We start from the raw sequence: 17,967 nt of genomic DNA, 5'->3' as shown, positions 1-17,967 counted from the left end.
CTCGTCGGTGCCTGTCCCTGGAGCCACCTGACTCTCAGACGTTTCATAGGTCATGTTGTCCGACTGTGGCATCGGGTGCCTGAACGCATCCTGACTGCCACTGTCACTCGCCCGAGGGTTTGCTCACCGGGTTTCCCGCCAGGGCCAGTCCGGCGGATCAGGTCGCAGGAAACGGACGGTGCCTCATCGGCCTGGTGAGTGAGGCTCGGTACATCCAGCCGCAAGGCGGGGGAGGGCGTCGACGCGAGGGGGTCCCCCGCTCGAGCTGGGTCAGGCCGGCATCTGGGCTTTTGGTCCTCGCCGGACTGCATCTCCGCGCAGCGACCATCCGCATCAGCAGGACCCTGCTTGTTCCAGCACCCGCCCGGGGAAGCCGCGCAGGTAACCCGCGACGATGTCCAGGTGGCTCTCCAGCAGGAAGTGACCGCCGTTGATCAGGTGCACCTCCGCGTCCTTGGCGTCGCGGGCGAAGGCCCGCGCGCCCGCCGGGCCGAAGATCTCGTCGTTGCGGCCCCACACGGCGAGCACCGGGACCCCGCTGGTGCACAGGAATTCGTGCAGCAGCGGGTAGGGCGGGCGGTTGTTCTGGTAGTCGCGGAACAACGCCAGCTGGATCTCGTCGTTGCCCTCGCGAGAGACGAGGGCGAAGTCGTGCTCCCAGGTGTCGGGGCTGACCAGGCTCGAGTCGGGCACGCCGTGCAGGTACTGCCAGCGGATGGCGTCGACGCCCAGCGCGGCGCGGACGCCGGGTTCGGTGTCGGGGCCGGGGTTCGCCCCGTAGGCCCACACGTCGGTCCAGAACGACTCGACGAAACCGTCCTCGTAGCCGTTGCCGTTCTGGGTGACGAGGGCGGAGACCCGTTCGGGGTGCCGGAGCGCGAGGCGCCATCCGATGGGGGCGCCGTAGTCCTGGACGTACAGGGCGTAGCGGTCCAGGCCCAGTTGGTCGAGCAGTTGGGAGGTGAGTTCGGTGAGGGCGTCGAAGGTGTAGGTGAACTCCCCTGCGAGGGGGGCGTCGGAGTGGCCGAAGCCGAGGTGGTCCGGGGCGATGACGTGGTAGTCGTCGGCCAGCAGCGGGATGAGTTCGCGGAACATGAACGAGCTGGTCGGGTAGCCGTGCAGCAGGACGATCACCGGGGCCTCGGCGGGGCCGGCCTCGCGGTAGAAGATCTCGTGGCCGTCGACAGCGGCGGTCCGGTGGTGCACCGAGTTCATATCTGACCTCTTTGAAACGCGTACTCTGGTTGGTTCCTGGCCCTGCGAGCACGGATGTGGGTCAACCCGTCAAAAAGCCGTGACCTCGCGGGGGCCTGGCTCTGGGTCACATCACGGCGTCGGTCTGCAGTGGGCCCGCGGTGACCCGGAGCGTCCGGATGCGCACCGGCTCTTCCTGGTCGAGGTAGAAGATGTGCACGAAGGGGGCGCGCACCACCCGCTCCGGTTCGCTCTTCTTGGCCATGACCGCCTCACCGCGCAGCAGACGGACGCCGTCGCCCGCGGTCCAGAACTCCAGGACCTCATGGCTGATGACCAGCGGTGCGTCGATCTTGACGAAGAACTCCTTGATGGCCTCGACGCCGTGGAGGTGCGCGGCGCCGAAGTACATGTCGGTGTTGTCGGTCAGTGGCGCGAAGCCCTGGCCGAACTCCAGGGTGTCGATGGCGTCCATGAACTTCAGGACCCAGCCGGGGACGGCTGTCGCTTGTGCGGTGTGAGCCATGGTGTGGACTTCCTGATCGGACTACGGCGCACGACCTTTGCCCGCCACGTCTTCCCCACCCCCGCCGATCCGAACGCCGCCATCCGGCGGGCACGTCAAAAGGCCATCCCTGCGACGAGGGAAGAGAACAAGACGGCCACCGCGTGGGCCACAGCAGCTCGCGGGCTGCGCTGATCTGCCGGCACATGACCAGTGATCGTGACCGGGCCATCGCCGACCGGCTCGGCGCCATGATCCGCAAGGGTGGGGGACGGTCGTCCAGCCCTGGGGATGTGGACTCTATGGGGACTTGGAGGTCGCGCGGATGGCACGGTGGTGCCGAAGCAGCGAGGCGGGAACAGTGTCGTGACGCTCATGGAGTCACGACCCTCTGTGATCACGGATGCGGGTGCCCTTCATCAGTGCACCTACTCAATTGACGGCAGCGTCGCCTGCCACACGCCCGGACTCATGCCTGTCGCCTTCCGGAAGAACACTGAGAAGTTGGACGCGTCGGAGAAGCCGAGCATGTTGGCGCAGCGGGCCGCGGTGAGGCGGTCGTGCGCGAGGAGCCGTTTGGCTTCCAGGACGATCCGGTCGACGATGTACCCCTTTGCCGTGCGGCCACTGACCTGCTGCACCGCTCGTGAAAGGGTGCGGGGCGCGTATCCCAGCGCACGGGCGTAGTAGCCGGCGTCGTGATGTTCCCGGAAATGTGCTTCGACGCTGGACCGGAACAGCCGGAACACCGGATGCGAAATTGGTGGTTGGGCGTGCGGTGGCCGGAGCCGGGCGATCAGCGCGGAGAGCAGGATGTCGGGCAGCTCCCTCGAGATGTCCCCAGGTGGGGCGGACGCCTCAAGGAGGAGGTGGTTGCGTGCGGCGTCCACGAAAGGCCAGTCGGCGTCAGGAATGCTCCACTGCGGGACCAGGTCCGGGGATGCGACGAGTTCGCGGGTGGCGTCGGTGACCGGAGCAGTCGGCACGAACAGCACGAGGTGTCCCGTCACGTCTGCGATGTCATCCCATCGGTGCACCGCGCCGGGAGGGATCCACACCGCGGACCGCTCCTTGAGCGGGTGCTGGAGGAAGTCCACCGTGACGGAGCCGTGCCCGGCGTCGACGACGGCGAGGACGTGGAAGTCGGCACGCTGCGTGCCGCCGTCGTTCAGATCGCGAAGGCGGCCGAACGTCATCGTCTCGACCGTGGCGGCACGGCGCTCTGCGGGCCGGTAGGCCATCTGCCGGATCACGGTCACGTGTCCAGTTTCCACTATCAGGAGACCAGTCACGCCGATGCCCCACCTGGGTGCGGAAGTTTCAATGAATGCCTGGGGAAATCGCCCAGAAAAGTGACCAGGAGGGCCACGATGACTGCGACGCAGCCGACGCCACTGCCCGTTTACGACCATCGGACGGGGACCGGACCTACCCTGTTGTTCCTGCACTACTGGGGTGGTTCCGCCCGGACGTGGGACCTCGTCGTCGACCGGCTCCCGGGGCGTGACGTGCTCACGATCGACTTCCGAGGGTGGAGCCGGTCGAGCGGTCTGCCCGGCCCCTACACGCTCGGTCAGCTCGCCGACGACACGCTCGCCGTACTCGCCGACGCGGGCGTCACCGACTACGTCCTCGTCGGGCATTCGATGGGGGGCAAGGTCGCGCAACTCGTCGCGGCGACCCGGCCCGCCGGCCTGCGTGGCATCGTCCTCGTCGGCTCCGGCCCGGCGAAGCCCGCCGCACAGATCACTCCCGAGTACCAGGAAGCCCTCTCCCACGCCTACGACTCCGACGAGTCCACAGCCAGGGCACGGGACCACATCCTCACCGCGACCGAGCTGCACGCCTCGATCAAGGCACAGGTCGCGACCGATTCGCGAGCCGGCGTCGAGGTCGGCCGCACCGAGTGGCCGCTACGCGGTATCGCGGAGGACATCACCGAGCACACCCGCAGGGTCAGCGTTCCCGCCCTCGTCGTCGCCGGAGAGAACGACCAGGTCGAGCCCGTCGACGTGCTCCGCGACAACCTTGTGCCCTACCTCTCCCAGGCCGAGTTCACGGTGATACCGACCACCGGTCACCTGATCCCGCTGGAAGCTCCGGCCGACCTCGTCGACGCCATCACGGCCTTCGCACCAGCAGCCTGACCCTATGCGGACTTGACGACAGATCCCCAGTGCTCGGCCTGCTCGTCGCTCCGCTCCCGGCGCTCGGCGAGCATCTCCAGCTGACGCGGGGCGACCTTCTCGACGATGTCGGTGAAGAGCCGGTGCGGTTCGCTGCCGGCGCGGGCGAGGCCCAGCGGCTGGGTCGCCATCAGCTCGCGGCAGTAGTCCTCGACGACCCGCTCGTCCTCCAGGACGGTCCATCGCTCGTACAAAACCAGCAGCCCCACCCAGCTGGACACGCCGGCGGGGAAGTAGCCGAGCCGGAGCCGGACGCCGGGGACGTGCGGGCCGGTCCCGGGGAACAGCCGCAGCCCGATCACGTCCGGTGAGGCGGGGCCCCCGTCGACCACGTCGACCTGGCCGTTCCACATGCAGCACAGCAGCCGTTGCAGAACGGTGCGCCGGTCGTCCTCGTTGCTGACCGTCCAGCCGTCCCGGCAGCCCAGCCGCTGCCGCCACCGCAGCACATCCTGGACCTGCTCGGACTCCTTGGCCCGGGCCCACTGGCGCAGCACCTTGCGGGCCTCGGGCACCTGGGTGAGGCTCAGCTCCCGGCCGGCAGCAGTCCGGCCAGCTTGTGTGCGAACAGGGCGAGCACCTCCTTGCCGACCTGCTCGCTGGCTTCCTGATCGCCCGCCGCGGCGGCCAGCAGGGTGCCCACGGGCGGCAGCAGCGACCGCTCCCCACGACGGGCCGTGCCGGCGGCCGGCCGTCCCGCGGGGCCGCGCCCATGAACCGGTCCGGCCGGGCCGGGCGACCGGATACAGTGCGCGGGACGGCAGCCCGGTCCGGGAGGGGAACATGACCGACACCAGCAGCACCCGGCCCGCAGAGGATGAGGCGCGAGCGCCACGGCGGGGGCGACTGCGCCGCCTGATGCGCTACATCCCCCTCATCGCCCCCGTCCTGCTGTGGACGGTGCCCTGCTGGGTGCTCCTCTACAGCGGCCAGCACTGGCCGCTGCCCGTCACGCTGGTCGGCACCGCTCTGTCCGTCCTCGGCCTCGTCGGGATGCCGCTCGCGATGGTGCGCGGGCACGGCCGGCGCCAGCGGGACCGGGCGGCGATCGTCGGCGACACCCTGCTGGGCACCAGCTGGGTCCTGTTCACCTGGTCCGTTCTGGGCGGGATCCTCTTGCGGCTCGCCCTGACCGTGGCCGGTGTCGGCGAGAGCCAGGACCGGGCCCGAGTCGTCACTTGGACCGTCCTCGGCATAACCGCCGTACTGCTCGCCTGGGGATACGCCGAGGCCCGCCGCGTGCCACGCGTGCGCCGACTCGACGTGCAACTCCCGCGGCTCGGCGCGGGGTTGGACGGTCTGCGGGTCGTGCTCATCACCGACACCCACTACGGCCCGCTCGATCGCGCCCGCTGGTCGGCCCGGGTGTGCGAGACGGTGAACACCCTGGAAGCCGACCTGGTCTGCCACACCGGCGACATCGCGGACGGCACGGCCGAACGCCGCCGCGCCCAGGCCGTACCGCTCGGTACCGTGCGGGCCACCCGGGCCCGGTTGTACGTCACCGGGAACCACGAGTACTACAGCGAGGCGCAGGGCTGGGTCGACCTGATGGACGAGCTGGGCTGGGAGCCGCTGCGCAACCGCCATCTGCTGCTCGAACGCGGGGGCGACACCCTGGTGGTCGCCGGTGTGGACGACGTCACCGCCGAGTCCTCCGGTCTGGCGGGCCACCGCGCCCATCTCGCCGGAGCCCTGAACGGGGCCGACCCCGACCTGCCCGTACTGCTCCTGGCGCACCAGCCCAAGTTCGTCGACCGGGCGGCAGCCGCCGGCATCGACCTCCAGCTCTCCGGCCACACCCACGGCGGCCAGATCTGGCCCTTCCACCACCTGGTCCGCATCGACCAGCCCGCCGTCGCCGGTCTGAGCCACCACGGCGCCCGCACCCTCCTCTACACCAGTCGGGGTACCGGCTTCTGGGGACCGCCGTTCCGCGTCTTCGCCCCCAGCGAGATCACCCTGCTCGTGCTCCGCTCCCCGAACCTGCCGACCTCGCCGTAGCACGGGCGGGCCGACGCCTCCGCTCGGAGCTGTCCATGAGCCGAGGGCGCGGCGGCGCCGGACGGCCGGGCTCGCCCCGTCGTGGGCTCACAGCAGCCGCAGGTCGCGGGCGCGGTGGACCGCGTCGCTGCGCCGGTTCACCGCCAGCTTCCGGTAGGCGCTCTTGAGGTGGGTCTTCACCGTGTTCACCGACACGTGCAGGTCGGCGGCGATCTCCTCGGTGGACATCATGCGGGCCGCCCGCTCCAGCACGTCGCGCTCGCGTCCGCTCAGCTCCTCCACGACGAGCGGCGGTGGCTGGGGAACGGAGCGGGGCGGTGACCCGGTGTTCGGCGGCGGGCCGGGTACGAGCCAGCCCGCGGTCAGCTGCCGGAGCGCCGGCTCGGCCAGGAGAGGGCGGATCCAGGCCCCGGCGTCACGGAACGGGCGGCGCAGCCGGTCGCGGCGGGCGTCGCGGAGTGCCTGCGCGAGGAGCCGGCGGGCGGTGGAGGCGTCTCCAGCCCGCAGTGCGGCCTGGGCCCGCACCAGTGCCGCCCGGACGGCCACCGCCGGCCCGGTCCGTCCCTCACCGTGCACGTGGGCCAGGAGGTCCAGCGCGCCGCCGGTATCGCCCGCGGCGAGGCGTATCCGTGCGGCCTCCACGGCGCACGCCGGATGATCGTCGGGCATCCCGTGGAGCAGCTCGGCGGCGCTCTCGGGCCGCCCTTCGGCCAGGTGGGCGGCACTGACGAGCAGCGTCCCGTGGCTCCCTGCCCAGGGAGAGGCCACCTCCGCCGACACGTCCGGGCCGGCCGCCTCGAGCGCCGCCCGTGTCCTGCCCCGGGCGAGCAGCAGGCGTGCGGTCACGATGGCCCGTCCAGCCACCGTCACCGGGTCCTGCACCGCGGAGGGCAGCGCGGCCAGCTCGTCGAGGAGTGCCTGGGCGCGGTCCAGTTCGTCGCGGTCGACGGCCACGGCTGCCAGGACCAGCCGTTCGATGCCGGAACCGGCCGGCCGGGGAAGGCTGTACCGCTCCGTCTCGGTGACCGCGGCCAGGGCCTTGCGCTCCGCCCGGCCCGGCCAGCCGTTCAGATGGTCGAGCAGGGCCAGATGCCCCAGCGACTCCTCGCGGGGCAGCACGGTCGCGGCTCCGCCCGCCGAGCCGGCCACCTCCGCCAGGGCGGCACGCGCGTCCTCGAAGTGACCGGCCCACAGGCGGGTGGCGCCCAGATGGGTCAGCAGCAGGGCAGGGAGCTCGGGGTGCTTCTCCAGGAGGTGGGCGGGGACCTCCTGCAGCAGGTCCCCGGCGGCCGCGGCGGCCTTCTCCGCCCGTTCGGGAGATCCGGTGAGCCGGGCCGCCAGGGTCTCCAACAGGGCGCAGGTCAGCCGGCCCGCGGCCCGGTCGGGCGCATCGCCGGACAGCCGTTCCTCGGCTCGGTGCAGATGGGCCAGACCATGGTCGAGATCGCTGCTGGACAGCTCGCGGGCGGCCCGTACCAGGTCCGTCGCGGGAGTCTCGGCCTCGGTGCCCATCCGGGAGAAGAGGTCGGCCAGCGCGTCGGAGCGCAGGCCGGTCAGTAGCTGCCCGATCGCCAGATCGTCGACGAGCGCACCGGCGGTGAAGTCCCAGTCGCCCGCGGCGGCGCCGTGCGCGAGGGTCTCGGGCAGGGATCCGGAGCCTCGCAGCCACTGGGCGGCCCGACGGTGCAGTTCGGGTTCCAGTCCGGGCAGGCGTACCCGCAGATGGGCCCTGAGTATCTCCCCGAACAGCGGGTGCAGCCGGTACCAGCCGTGCCCGAGGTGCTCGACGAAGGCGTTCTCCCGGTGCAGGCCGGCCAGGATGGGCTCGGCGTCGGACCGCCCGGTCATCGCGTTGGCGAGGTCGGGGCAGAAGCGCTCCAGCACACTCATCCGGAGCAGCAGGTCCTGCGTCTGCTGCGGCTGCCGCTTGAGCACCTCGGCCAGCAGGAAGTCGGCGACCGTGCTCCGGTCCGCCTCGAACTCCTTCAGATACGTCTCCGGGTCGGCGCTCTCCTGTGCGGCGAGGGCGCACAGCCGCAGGCCGGCGGCCCAGCCCCGGGTGCGTTCCACCAGAGCACGCGCGGAGTCGACGGGCAGTCGCAGACCGTGCAGCTCCAGCAGGGTGACGGCCTCCTCCGGGGTGAAGGCCAGCTCCGCGTCGCGGATCTCCGTCAGTTCGCCGGCCGCCCGGTACCGGTGCAGCGGAAGCATCGGCTCGGTCCGGGTGACGAGGATCAGGCGCATGGCCCGCCCGGCGTGGCGCAGCACGAATTCCAGCTGCTCCGCGATCTCCGGGGCGGGCACCCGGTCGTACTCGTCGAGGACGACGGTGACGACCCGGTCGTGCCCGCTCAGCCCGGCGGCGAGCGCGGCCAGCAGTCCGCGGTCGACGCGGGTGGCCTCGGCCGGGCCGGCGACGTCGTCCGGGACAGGGGCGCCGCAGTTCCGCAGGGCGTGCAGCAGATAGGCCCAGAAGATCCCCGGGCGCTGGTCCCCCGTCTCGACGGTGAGCCAGGCGACCGGCTCGGCCAGCCCCGCCGCCCAGTCGGCGACCAGCAGGGTCTTGCCCGCCCCCGCGGAGCCGTTGACCATGGTCAGCGGGGTGCGCAGGGCCTGCTGGAGGTGCTGGGTCAGCCGTTCCCGCCGCAGGAACGTGGCGGGCCTCGTCGGCAGCGCGAACCGGGTGTGCAGGATCGGGTCGCCCAGGGGATCCACGCGCGCGGCGACGGGCCCCCCGGTGTCTTCGTCGGCAACGGCCACTGCGCTCACCGCCGCTGTTCGTCGGGGCTGGGAACAGTGCTCCTTCGATCAGCTTCTCAGTCTTCCCGGAGATCCGCGCGGCGGCTCGGGCGGGCGGCCGGGACACACGGCCGCCGCGCCCGGAGGGACCCGTCTAGCCTGCGAGCACCGCGTCGATCCGGGCCAGCTCCTCCGCGTCGAAGTCCAGGTTTCCGATGGCGGCGACGCTGTCGGCGAGCTGCTGGGGGCTGCTCGCGCCGACCAGGGCGGAGGTCACCCGGCCGCCGCGCAGCACCCAGGCCAGGGCGAGCTGCGCCAGGCTCTGGCCGCGCGACTTGGCGATCTCGTCGAGGGCGCGCAGCTTGCCGACCAGTTCCGGGGTCACCGCGTCGGAGTCGAGGAAGGGGCTGGCGCCGGCTGCCCGGGAGTCCTCGGGGATGCCGTCGAGGTAGCGGGCGGTCAGCAGTCCCTGCTCCAGCGGCGAGAAGACGATGGAGCCGATCTGGAGCTCGTCGAGGACGTCGAGGAGGCCTTCCTCGGGGCGGCGGTCGAGCATGGAGTAGCGCGGCTGGTGGATGAGGAGCGGGGTGCCCAGCTCGCCGAGGATCCGGGCGGCCTCGCGGGTCTGCTCCGGAGAGTAGTTGGAGACGCCTGCGTAGAGCGCCTTGCCCTGCTGGACCGCCGAGTGCAGGGCGCCCATCGTCTCCTCGAGCGGAGTCTCGGGGTCCGGGCGGTGCGAGTAGAAGATGTCGACGTACTCCAGGCCCATCCGCTTCAGACTCTGGTCCAGCGAGGACAGCAGGTACTTGCGCGAGCCCCATTCGCCGTACGGGCCGGGCCACATCAGGTAGCCCGCCTTGGTCGAGATGACCAGCTCGTCCCGGTGGGCTGCGAAGTCGGCGCGGAGGGCGTCGCCGAGCGCGGACTCGGCGGCGCCGGGCGGCGGGCCGTAGTTGTTGGCCAGGTCGAAGTGGGTGACACCGAGGTCGAAGGCACGGCGCAGGATGGCTCGCTGGGTCTCGACGGGCCGGTCGGGACCGAAGTTGTGCCACAGGCCGAGCGACAGCGCCGGGAGCTTCAGGCCGCTGCGTCCGGTGCGCCGGTAGGGCATGTCGGCGTAGCGGTCGGGGTGTGCGGTGTACAACGCGACTCCAGAGGGTTGGCACACGGTCTACCGGTGACCACTCTTCCCCGGGCCGCGTACAGCGGTCCAACAGAAGAATCCGATGCGATTCAGCGGATAGGCTTCTGAATCATGGAACTGCGCCACCTCCAGCACTTCGTCGCCGTCGCCGAGGACCAGCACTTCACCCGGGCGGCGGAGCGGCTCATGGTGTCCCAGTCGGGCCTGTCCGCGTCGATCCGGGCGCTGGAGCGGGAGCTCCGGGCCCCGTTGTTCGTGCGGACCACCCGACGGGTCACCCTGACCGAGGCGGGGCGCGCGCTGCTCGCCGAGGCGGAGCGGATCCTGGCGCAGGTACGGGCGGCGCACGAGGCGGTCGCGGCGGTGCAGGGCGTGCTGCGCGGGACGCTGGCTCTGGGCACCGAGCAGTGCATCGCCGGAGTGCATGTGGCCGGGCTGCTGGCCGCTTTCCGGCGGCGTCATCCGGATGTGGAGATCCGGCTGCGGCAGGCGGGCTCGGGCGCCCTGGCGGAGGAGGTCGCGGCGGGGCGGCTGGACCTGGCGTTCGCCTACCGGACCCAGGAGGACTCCGACCAGTTGCGGTCGGTGTCGCTGGCCAGCGAACCGATGACGGTGCTGTGCCATCCCAGCCACCGCCTCGCCGCGGCGGGTGCGGCGCTGACCCCGGGCGACATCGGCGGCGAGGTCTTCGTCGACTTCCATCCCGACTGGGGGCCGCGACGCACCACGGACGTGGCCTTCGCCGCCGCGGGCGTGCGGCGCACGGTCGCCCTGGAGGTCAACGACGTGCACAGCCTCCTGGACCTGGTGGACGAGAACCTCGGGGTCGCGGTCGTGCCCCGGCACTTCCGGCACAAGCGGCCGGCGCTCACGGCGCTGCCGCTGAAGGGCACGGGCGAGGCGGAGTACGAGACCGTCGCCCTCCTGCCGCCGCACACGGGCACCAGCCCGGCCGCCCGCGCGCTGGTCGGCCTGCTGGAAACCGGCGGTCCGGCGGCACCCCGGGACGGGTCGCACCCCCGCTGACCCCGCTCCCTCCGCGAGGGCAGAACCGCGGCCGTCAATTTGCGGTACGGCAGCTGCTGGATACCGGACGCATGACGAAGCGTTGTGCGCCATGGTGGACCTATGCATGCAAGGGACATCCTCATAGACGGCTACGGCCGCATCCAAGAAGAAGTCCATGCCGTCCTCGACGGCCTCGGGCCGGACGATCTGCACGCCCGCCCGGCCCCCGACAGCAACTCCGTCGCCTGGCTGGTGTGGCATCTCACCCGGGTCCAGGACGACCACGTCGCCGACGCCTTCGAGCTGGACCAGGTGTGGCTGTCACAGGGCTGGGAGAAGCGCTTCGGCCTCGATCTGCCGCGTCAGGACACGGGGTACGGGCACAGTCCCGCCAAGGTCGCCAAGGTGCGGGTCGAGTCGGCCGACCTGCTGACCGGGTACTACGACGCCGTGCACGAGCAGACCCTCGGAGTGCTGCGCGACCTGCCCGCCAAGGACCTCGAACGCATCGTCGACGACCGCTGGGACCCCCCGGTCAGCATGGGCGTGCGTCTGGTGAGCGTCCTGTCCGACGATCTGCAGCACGTCGGACAGGCCGCCTACCTGCGGGGGCTGCTTCAGAGCGCGGCAGCGTAGCCGGGCAGGACCACGTCCTCGATGAGGGCCCTGCGCTCGTCGAACGGGATGAAAGCGCTCTTGAGGGCGTTCACCGTGACCGTGCGCAGGTCCTCCACCGTCCAGCCCGCCTCCTCGATCAGCAGGGACATCTCCCGGGTCATCGTCGTACCGGAGACCAGCCGGTTGTCGGTGTTGAGGGTGACCCGGAAGCCCATGTCCTTCAGGGCGGTGATCGGGTGCTCGGCCATCGAGGTGGCGGCGCCGGTCTGCAGGTTGGAGGTGGGGCACATCTCCAGGGCGATGCGGCGGTCGCGCACCCAGCCGGCCAGCCGGCCGAGCTTGCCGTCGACGATGTCCTCGGTGATGCGCACGCCGTGGCCGAGGCGCTGGGCCCCGCACACCTGCACGGCCTGGTGGATGCTGGGCAGGCCGTGCGCCTCGCCGGCGTGGATGGTGAACGGCACGCTCTCCCGGCGCAGGTGCTCGAAGGCGGCCAGGTGGTCGGCGGGCGGGAAGCCGTCCTCGGCGCCGGCGATGTCGAAGCCGACCACACCGGCGTCGCGGTAGGCCACGGCCAGGTCGGCGGCCTCGCGGACGCGGTCGAACATCCGCATGCCGCACAGCAGGGTGCCGACCCGGACCGGGGTGCCGGCGGCTGCCGCCTTGGCCATGCCGGCCGCGAGCCCCTCCTGCACGGTCTCCACGACCTCGCTCGGCGCCAGCCCGCCCTTCGTGTTCAGCTCGGGGGCGTAGCGCACCTCGGCGTAGACGACGCCGTCGGCGGCGAGGTCCAGGACGTACTCCTCGGCGACGCGCAGCAGACCCTCGCGGTTCTGCATGACGGCGAGGGTGTGCTCGAAGGTGGCGATGTAGCGGACCAGGTCGCCGGAGTTGGCGGCCTCGAAGTACCAGGCGGCCAGTTCCTCGGGGTCGGTGGTGGGCAGGGTGTGGCCGACCGCGGCCGCGAGTTCCACGACGGTGGCGGGACGCAGGCCGCCGTCTAGGTGGTCGTGCAGGACGGCCTTGGGCAGGCGGCGGATCACTTCGGCGTCTACGCGCGTAGCAGTCATGGCGGGTCTTTTCCTCGAGCGGCGGTTCTGTGCGGAGGTGGGGGCGGGCGGAACGGGCGGCGGGCGGGCGCTCAGTCGGCGGGTTGGAGCAGGTCCCAGCGGTTGCCGTACAGGTCCTGGAAGACGGCGACCGTGCCGTACGGCTCGTGGCGCGGCTCTTCCAGGAAGGTCACGCCGGCGGCGGCCATCCGGGCGTGGTCGCGGGCGAAGTCGTCGGTGTGCAGGAAGAACCCGACCCGCCCGCCGGTCTGGTCGCCGACCCGGGCCCGCTGGGCCTCCCCCTTGGCCCGGGCGAGCAGCAGACCGGTACCCGCCCCTTCCGGGCCGGGCTCCACGACGACCCAGCGGGAGCCGTCGGGGCGCGGGGCGTCCTCGGCGAGCCGGAACCCGAGGGCCTCGGTGTAGAAGCGGATCGCCTCGTCGTAGTCGTCCACGACGAGGGTGACCAGGGCGACGCGTCTCATCGGGGCCTTTCAGCGAGGGACCGGAGGGGGTGGTCGACGGGAGGTTATACGTAAAACTTCGTGGGCGCCAGTCTCGCCCGGGGTGCCAGGTTCCCTCGGTGGTGATCCGGCGGCCGGACCCCTAGCCGCGCTCCTCACCCTGGGCGACCTCCACCCGGTGGTGGAAGTCGATCATCCCGGTGGCGGAGGCGGCGAAGGACAGGGTGGTGCAAGCGACGAGCACGAGCGCGATCCAAGGGGTGGCGCGGCGCGGCGCGGCCAAGAGGGCCTGTACGCGCTGGGGGACGGGCCCGGTGGTCACACCTGGGGCGAGGTCCGGGCGGGCACCGCGGGCGGCCTGGCCCACGAGGGCGGCCCGAGCGATGGCGCGGGCGGTCAGGCGCCGGTCGCCGACGGCGCCGGCCGCGGCCTCGTCGGCCGCGCGCTCGGCCGCGAGCCGGATGGTCTCCCGGACCGGGCGCAGCGCGGGGTGGAGTTGCGCGGCGAGTTCCGCGGCGGCGAGGAAGTAGTGGTGGCCGCCCTGGTTGTGGGCCCGTTCGTGGGCGAAGAGGACCTCCCTCTCGGCGGCGTCCAGGCTGCGCAGCATCCCGGTGGTGACGACGATCCGGTGCGGTCGCCCGGGCAGCGCGTACGCGTCGGGGTGCGGCGAGTCCACCACGCACAGGTCGCCCACGGCGGGTCCGCGTCCGACCGCCGAGCGGGCCGCGCGCAAGGCGCGGGCCTGACGCAGCACCGAGCGGACGAGGGCCCAGGCGCACACGGCCAGCGCGCCGACGGAGGTGGCGGCCGCCGGGACCACGAAGACGTCGGAGGCGGTGCGCAGCGGGTGGACGAGTTCACCGAGCGCGGCGAAGACGGACAGCTTCAGCAGCCCGGTGAGCACGAAGGCGCCGAGCGCGACGAGCGAGCAACCGGCGCACACGACCGCCGAGACGGTGATCGCCCAGAGCGCGGCCACGGGCACGAGCCGGTCGACGGCCCGGCGGGCCAGTGCCGGCAGGGCGAGCGGCAGCACCAGCGGCAGGAGCAGCAGGACGGTCATCGCTCGGCGGGGGGTTCGAGCAGGTCCCGCAGGATCCGCTCGTCGTCGGGGCTGAGCTGGGCGACGAAGCGGGCGAGCACGGTCTCGCGGTCACTGTCGCGGTCGAGTTCGGTGTGCATCCTGCGGGCGGTGAGGCCCTGGGCGTCCTGCACCGGGAAGTAGGCGTACCCGCGCCCCTGCCGCCGCCGGTCGACGACACCCTTGTCGTGCAGGCGGGACAGGATCGTGGTGACCGTGGTGCGCGCCAGGCCGGCGCCGAGGCTGTGCTGGACCTGACCGGGCGTCTGGGGCGCACCGGCGGCCCAGAGCGCGGCCATGACGCTCGCTTCCAGCTCGCCGGCCGGGCGGCGCTCGTCCTTCGCGTCGCTCATGGGAACGTTCCTCACCCCGTCCTCGTCCACCCCCGGTGGACCGTCTGCGTGTCGCGGTCGGTCGGACGCCGTCCTACGGCTGTACCCGCACCCCCATTATGGGAGGGACCGGCCGGTGTGCGGCGCGTTGCGAGCAGAAGCGGAAGGCGGCCGTGTCGATGTGGTCGACGCCCGGTTCGGCCGCCCCGCGCAGCACGGCGACGGAGCACTCCCGGTCGCTCGGCGTGCCGTGGTGGAAGGGCCCGCTGCCGGTCAGCCGCATGGCGCCGAAGCCTATGCGGTGGACGGCGCGGTCCTGGGCGCGGTCCTGCTCCGGCAGCGACGCGAGCACGGCGTCGGTCCCCGCACCCGGGCGGGCGGGTGTCACGGACCCTGTCGTCGGCGCCGTTCGAGGTGGGCCCGCTCGGCCGGGCTCCGCGCGAGTGCCACGGCCGTCTCGTACTCCCGTGCGGCCTCGGTGGGCCGGCCCAGGCGGCGCAGCAGCTCGGCCCGGACGGCGTGGCGGACGTGGTAGCCCGGCAGGTCGAGCGCGTCGACCAGGGCGAGGGCCTTCTCCGGGCCCTCGGTCTCGGCCACGGCGACGGCCCGGTTGAGGGCGACGACGGGGCTCGGGGCGACGGCCATCAGCTGGTCGTAGAGGCACCGGACCTGCCCCCAGTCGGTGGCGGACGCCGTGCTCGCGTCGCTGTGGACGGCGTTGATCGCGGCCTGGATCTGGTAGGGCCCGGGCCGGTTCCGGCGCAGGCAGCGGCGGACCAGGTCCTGGCCCTCGGCGATCAGGTCGCGGTCCCAGCGGGCGCGGTCCTGCTCCGGCAGCGGAACCAGGGCGCCGTCCTGGTCCTGCCGGGCGGGGCGTCGCGCCTCGATCAGCAGCATGAGCGCGAGCAGACCGGTGACCTCGGGTTCGTCCGGCATCAGCGCGGACAGCAGCCGGCCCAGCCGTACGGCTTCGGCGCACAGTGCGGGCGCGCCCGTGTACCCCTCGTTGAAGATCAGGTAGACGACGGCCAGGACGCCGCCGAGCCGGTCGGGCAGGTCGGCGTCCCGTGGCACCCGGTACGGGATGCCCGCGTCGCGGATCTTCGCCTTCGCCCGGACGAGCCTCTGGGCCAGGGTCGGCTCCGGCACCAGGAAGGCGTGGGCGATCTGCGCGGTGCTGAGGCCGCCGAGCAGGCGCAGGGTGAGCGCGACCCGGGCCTGCGGGGCGAGGGCGGGGTGGCAGCAGGTGAAGATCAGACGGAGCCGGTCGTCGCGCACGGGGCCCTCCTCGGCCGGTGCGTCGGGCGCGTACAGCCGGGCGGCCTCGGTGTGCCGGGCGTCCCTGGTGGACTCGCGGCGCAGCCGGTCGACCGCACGGTTACGAGCCGTGGTGATGATCCAGCCGGCCGGGCTCGGCGGCACCCCCGTGTCCGGCCACTTCCGCACGGCGGTGGCGAAGGCGTCCTGGACCGCTTCCTCGGCGAGGTCGATGTCGCCGAGGAAGCGGACGAGGACGGAGACCGCGCGCCCGTACTCGGCGCGGAAGACGGCCTCGACGTCGGGGGCGTCCGGCATCAGTGCCGGTCCGCGAAGGGGCGCACCTCGATGGGGAGCGTGGTGGCGAGGGCCGCCTTGCGGCCCCACTCCAGGGCCGCGTCCAGGTCGGGCGCCTGGATCAGGCACAGGCCGCCCAGGTACTCCTTGCCCTCGGCGTACGGCCCGTCGGTGATGAGGACGTCGCCGTCCTTGGGCCGCAGCACGGTGGCCGTCTCCGGGCCGTGCAGTCCGCCGGCGAAGACCCAGGCCCCGGCCTCGCGCAGTTCGTCGTTGAAGGCCTCGACGTCACGCATGATCGCGGCGAGCGCGTCGGGCTCGGGCGGCTGGGCACCGGTCGGCTGGACCACGCTGAGCAGGTAGTGCTTCATGATGTCCTCCTTGGCGTCACCGGGGAGTGCTCCCCACGGGGACTCCCCGGTGGGGGGCGTCCACCTCCTACACGAACGGCGCACCCCCGGATCGACACCCCGGCCGACGGGACCGGGAGAATTCTCCGCATGACCATCGCAGCACACCCTCTCGTCGTCCGCGCCCGCCGGCTCGCGGACGAGCTGCTCGCCCCGAACGCGGAGCGCGTCGACCAGGGGGAGGTGCCGGTGAGTCACATCGACGCGGTCAAGCGGTCGGGTCTGCTCGGGGTGAGCGCGCCGTCGGCCTACGGCGGCTCGGCGGCGCCCGCCCCGGTGGCGCGGGAGACGGCCGAGATCCTGGCCGGGGCGTGCTGTTCCACGTGGTTCGTGCAGACACAGCACCACACGCCGGTGCAGGTCCTGGCCAAGGGAGAAGCGCCCGTGCGGGAGCGTCTGCTGGGACCGCTGGCGCGCGGTGAACTGATGTCGGGCGTGGCGTACGCGCATCTGCGGTCTCATCCTCGTGCCTGGGTCCGGGTGACCCGGGACCGGGGCGGCCGGCGCTTCGACGGCACCGTCCCCTGGTACACCGGCTGGGGTCTGAACGACGTGCTGCTGCTGGCCGGGTTCACCGATTCCGACGAGGTGGTCTTCGCCTTCGCCGAGGCCCGTGAGCAGCCCGGCCTGCGTGCGTCACCGCCCATGCGTCTGGCGGCCCTCACCGCGGCCCGGACCGTGTCACTGGAGCTGGACGGACTGTGGCTGCCCGAGGACGCGGTGGCCCTCCGGATGCCGTACGAGCACTGGGCGGCGACCGACCGCGACCGAACGGTGAACGCCTCCCCGGCGGTGTTCGGCGTCACGGAGGCGGCCCTGGCCCTCCTGGACGAGGAGACGTCCGGCCCGCTCCGTGCCCGTCTGGAGGAGGTCCGCCGCCGGGCCTACGCCCTGGCCGACGACCCGGCGGCAGCCGGGCACCCGGCGGAACGACTGGCGCTGAGGACACAGTCGTACGACGTCATGAGGACGGCCACCACCGCGGCGGTGGTGGCCGGCGGCGGCCGGGCGCTGACCCTGGACAGCAAGGCCCAACGCCTGGCCCGGGAAGGTCTGTTCCTCCTGGTGCAGGGGCAGACGGCCCAGTCGCGCGGGGCTCACCTCGACGCCCTGACGGGTCGTGGACCGGGGCCTGCGGCCGGCAGCTGAACTGCAGGCACGGCCTCGCTGAGGGGGTCCCGGTGGAGGACCTGCTCGGCGTGGAGCCGGCAGGCCGATGGCCGCCGAGGGCTGGGGGCGACGCCGCGCCCGACTCAGTGTGGTCGGGGATCCGCCGGAGCAGTGCGGGGCGGTCGTCCACCGGCCGCCGGCCCAGGACACCACACGGGGTGCCGCCGATGCGCCGACGCCGCCGCGCGAAGTGCGTGCCGCAGGCAGCGCGTGATGTGTACGGGCCTGCGTGCGCCGGGCGCGCGAACTCACGGGCCGTCGGCAGGACGCCGGGGACGGGTCAGGGCCTTCCGTCGTCGTCCCCTCGCTCGACCACCACGAGGAACGCGTCCGACTGCAGGTCCATCACCACGGTGGCGGGTTCGCCCTCGGCGCGGCGCGCCGCCGCGAACTCCTCCGCCGGCCACGATCCGCGCGGAGCCCCCGCAGGGAACCGCTCCAACACCTTCGAGCCCATAGCGGCAGGTCACCTCCAGTATCGACAGGGGTACGGGATATTCACCGTGCGT

At 72.5% G+C, this 17,967-nt stretch carries 19 protein-coding genes and 1 pseudogene; 6 read left to right on the top strand and 14 right to left on the bottom strand.

The window, feature by feature from the left end; translation table 11 throughout:
* Window positions 1-333: 333 nt before the first annotated feature.
* On the bottom strand, window positions 334-1,215 hold the full coding sequence (locus ACWC21_RS19175) for an alpha/beta fold hydrolase (protein ID WP_450883251.1): 882 nt from the start codon (window positions 1,213-1,215) through the stop codon (window positions 334-336).
* 106 nt (window positions 1,216-1,321) lie between these two features.
* Window positions 1,322-1,720, bottom strand: coding sequence for a nuclear transport factor 2 family protein (locus ACWC21_RS19170; protein WP_450883249.1), 399 nt, complete (start codon window positions 1,718-1,720; stop codon window positions 1,322-1,324).
* A gap of 140 nt (window positions 1,721-1,860) precedes the next feature.
* On the opposite strand from ACWC21_RS19170, the pseudogene ACWC21_RS19165 reads away from it, so the two are divergent.
* A pseudogene (locus ACWC21_RS19165) lies at window positions 1,861-1,980 on the top strand (site-specific integrase); the annotation flags it as partial.
* A 147-nt stretch (window positions 1,981-2,127) separates the two neighbouring features.
* On the opposite strand, the gene ACWC21_RS19160 reads toward ACWC21_RS19165, so the two are convergent.
* Entirely contained in the window at window positions 2,128-2,958 is an 831-nt protein-coding gene (locus ACWC21_RS19160) for a helix-turn-helix domain-containing protein (protein WP_450883247.1), read from the bottom strand.
* A gap of 111 nt (window positions 2,959-3,069) precedes the next feature.
* On the opposite strand from ACWC21_RS19160, the gene ACWC21_RS19155 reads away from it, so the two are divergent.
* Window positions 3,070-3,846: an alpha/beta fold hydrolase gene (locus ACWC21_RS19155; RefSeq protein ID WP_450883245.1), complete on the top strand. Its 777-nt coding sequence runs from the start codon at window positions 3,070-3,072 to the stop codon at window positions 3,844-3,846.
* Between the two features lie 2 nt (window positions 3,847-3,848).
* Here the strand turns inward: ACWC21_RS19155 and ACWC21_RS19150 are convergent, their stop codons facing one another.
* Window positions 3,849-4,400: a hypothetical protein gene (locus ACWC21_RS19150; RefSeq protein WP_450883243.1), complete on the bottom strand. Its 552-nt coding sequence runs from the start codon at window positions 4,398-4,400 to the stop codon at window positions 3,849-3,851.
* Window positions 4,401-4,668: 268 nt separating this feature from the next.
* Here ACWC21_RS19150 and ACWC21_RS19145 point away from each other — a divergent pair, with 268 nt between their 5' ends.
* Window positions 4,669-5,889 (top strand): metallophosphoesterase, encoded by a 1,221-nt coding sequence (locus ACWC21_RS19145; RefSeq protein WP_450883241.1) that lies wholly within the window; start codon window positions 4,669-4,671, stop codon window positions 5,887-5,889.
* A gap of 87 nt (window positions 5,890-5,976) precedes the next feature.
* Here ACWC21_RS19145 and ACWC21_RS19140 read toward each other — a convergent pair whose 3' ends face one another.
* On the bottom strand, window positions 5,977-8,658 hold the full coding sequence (locus ACWC21_RS19140) for a LuxR C-terminal-related transcriptional regulator (protein ID WP_450883239.1): 2,682 nt from the start codon (window positions 8,656-8,658) through the stop codon (window positions 5,977-5,979).
* Window positions 8,659-8,782: 124 nt separating this feature from the next.
* Window positions 8,783-9,772 (bottom strand): L-glyceraldehyde 3-phosphate reductase, encoded by a 990-nt coding sequence (gene mgrA / locus ACWC21_RS19135; RefSeq protein WP_450883237.1) that lies wholly within the window; start codon window positions 9,770-9,772, stop codon window positions 8,783-8,785.
* 111 nt (window positions 9,773-9,883) lie between these two features.
* On the opposite strand from mgrA, the gene ACWC21_RS19130 reads away from it, so the two are divergent.
* Both ACWC21_RS19130 and ACWC21_RS19125 read left to right on the top strand, forming a co-directional pair.
* Window positions 9,884-10,798 (top strand): LysR family transcriptional regulator, encoded by a 915-nt coding sequence (locus tag ACWC21_RS19130; protein WP_450883235.1) that lies wholly within the window; start codon window positions 9,884-9,886, stop codon window positions 10,796-10,798.
* Between the two features lie 102 nt (window positions 10,799-10,900).
* Window positions 10,901-11,416, top strand: coding sequence for a mycothiol transferase (locus ACWC21_RS19125; protein WP_450883233.1), 516 nt, complete (start codon window positions 10,901-10,903; stop codon window positions 11,414-11,416).
* Here the strand turns inward: ACWC21_RS19125 and ACWC21_RS19120 are convergent.
* The 7 genes from ACWC21_RS19120 to ACWC21_RS19090 form a co-directional block, all read right to left on the bottom strand.
* Window positions 11,398-12,468, bottom strand: a complete 1,071-nt coding sequence (locus ACWC21_RS19120; RefSeq protein ID WP_450883231.1) for an adenosine deaminase — start codon at window positions 12,466-12,468, stop codon at window positions 11,398-11,400. The genes ACWC21_RS19125 and ACWC21_RS19120 overlap by 19 nt on opposite strands.
* A gap of 71 nt (window positions 12,469-12,539) precedes the next feature.
* Window positions 12,540-12,932 carry a VOC family protein gene (locus ACWC21_RS19115; protein WP_450883229.1) on the bottom strand — a complete coding sequence of 131 codons (393 nt, stop codon included), beginning with the start codon at window positions 12,930-12,932 and terminating at the stop codon, window positions 12,540-12,542.
* A 121-nt stretch (window positions 12,933-13,053) separates the two neighbouring features.
* A complete protein-coding gene (locus tag ACWC21_RS19110; protein WP_450883227.1) occupies window positions 13,054-13,974 on the bottom strand; it encodes a M48 family metalloprotease in 921 nt (306 codons plus the stop codon).
* Complete coding sequence (locus ACWC21_RS19105; RefSeq protein ID WP_450883226.1) at window positions 13,971-14,345, bottom strand: BlaI/MecI/CopY family transcriptional regulator; 375 nt, start codon at window positions 14,343-14,345, stop codon at window positions 13,971-13,973. Before ACWC21_RS19105 ends, ACWC21_RS19110 begins: the two co-directional genes overlap by 4 nt.
* A 73-nt stretch (window positions 14,346-14,418) precedes the next feature.
* Window positions 14,419-14,676 carry a hypothetical protein gene (locus ACWC21_RS19100; RefSeq protein ID WP_450883225.1) on the bottom strand — a complete coding sequence of 86 codons (258 nt, stop codon included), beginning with the start codon at window positions 14,674-14,676 and terminating at the stop codon, window positions 14,419-14,421.
* Between the two features lie 32 nt (window positions 14,677-14,708).
* Window positions 14,709-15,899 (bottom strand): RNA polymerase sigma factor, encoded by a 1,191-nt coding sequence (locus tag ACWC21_RS19095; protein ID WP_450883223.1) that lies wholly within the window; start codon window positions 15,897-15,899, stop codon window positions 14,709-14,711.
* The gene (locus ACWC21_RS19090) at window positions 15,899-16,249 is read right to left on the bottom strand and encodes a YciI family protein (RefSeq protein WP_450883221.1); all 351 of its coding nucleotides are present in this window, start codon (window positions 16,247-16,249) and stop codon (window positions 15,899-15,901) included. Before ACWC21_RS19090 ends, ACWC21_RS19095 begins: the two co-directional genes overlap by 1 nt.
* Window positions 16,250-16,378: 129 nt before the next feature.
* Between ACWC21_RS19090 and ACWC21_RS19085 the strand changes: the two genes are divergently transcribed.
* Complete coding sequence (locus tag ACWC21_RS19085; RefSeq protein ID WP_450883219.1) at window positions 16,379-17,437, top strand: acyl-CoA dehydrogenase family protein; 1,059 nt, start codon at window positions 16,379-16,381, stop codon at window positions 17,435-17,437.
* A gap of 301 nt (window positions 17,438-17,738) precedes the next feature.
* Here the strand turns inward: ACWC21_RS19085 and ACWC21_RS19080 are convergent, their stop codons facing one another.
* A complete protein-coding gene (locus ACWC21_RS19080; RefSeq protein ID WP_450883217.1) occupies window positions 17,739-17,915 on the bottom strand; it encodes a hypothetical protein in 177 nt (58 codons plus the stop codon).
* Window positions 17,916-17,967: the final 52 nt, after the last annotated feature.

The organism is Streptomyces sp. NPDC001348, from assembly GCF_053597535.1.
Note: the sequence above shows the minus strand (reverse complement) of the source record. Positions and strands in the feature narration are given on the sequence as shown.

Coding starts and splice junctions, on each gene's coding strand:
- ACWC21_RS19175 (WP_450883251.1), bottom strand. CDS start 1,215: ATGAACTCGGTGCACCACCGGACCGCCGCTGTCGACGGCCACGAGATC.
- ACWC21_RS19170 (WP_450883249.1), bottom strand. CDS start 1,720: ATGGCTCACACCGCACAAGCGACAGCCGTCCCCGGCTGGGTCCTGAAG.
- ACWC21_RS19155 (WP_450883245.1), top strand. CDS start 3,070: ATGACTGCGACGCAGCCGACGCCACTGCCCGTTTACGACCATCGGACG.
- ACWC21_RS19145 (WP_450883241.1), top strand. CDS start 4,669: ATGACCGACACCAGCAGCACCCGGCCCGCAGAGGATGAGGCGCGAGCG.
- ACWC21_RS19130 (WP_450883235.1), top strand. CDS start 9,884: ATGGAACTGCGCCACCTCCAGCACTTCGTCGCCGTCGCCGAGGACCAG.
- ACWC21_RS19125 (WP_450883233.1), top strand. CDS start 10,901: ATGCATGCAAGGGACATCCTCATAGACGGCTACGGCCGCATCCAAGAA.
- ACWC21_RS19120 (WP_450883231.1), bottom strand. CDS start 12,468: ATGACTGCTACGCGCGTAGACGCCGAAGTGATCCGCCGCCTGCCCAAG.
- ACWC21_RS19115 (WP_450883229.1), bottom strand. CDS start 12,932: ATGAGACGCGTCGCCCTGGTCACCCTCGTCGTGGACGACTACGACGAG.
- ACWC21_RS19110 (WP_450883227.1), bottom strand. CDS start 13,974: ATGACCGTCCTGCTGCTCCTGCCGCTGGTGCTGCCGCTCGCCCTGCCG.
- ACWC21_RS19105 (WP_450883226.1), bottom strand. CDS start 14,345: ATGAGCGACGCGAAGGACGAGCGCCGCCCGGCCGGCGAGCTGGAAGCG.
- ACWC21_RS19095 (WP_450883223.1), bottom strand. CDS start 15,899: ATGCCGGACGCCCCCGACGTCGAGGCCGTCTTCCGCGCCGAGTACGGG.
- ACWC21_RS19090 (WP_450883221.1), bottom strand. CDS start 16,249: ATGAAGCACTACCTGCTCAGCGTGGTCCAGCCGACCGGTGCCCAGCCG.
- ACWC21_RS19085 (WP_450883219.1), top strand. CDS start 16,379: ATGACCATCGCAGCACACCCTCTCGTCGTCCGCGCCCGCCGGCTCGCG.
- ACWC21_RS19080 (WP_450883217.1), bottom strand. CDS start 17,915: ATGGGCTCGAAGGTGTTGGAGCGGTTCCCTGCGGGGGCTCCGCGCGGA.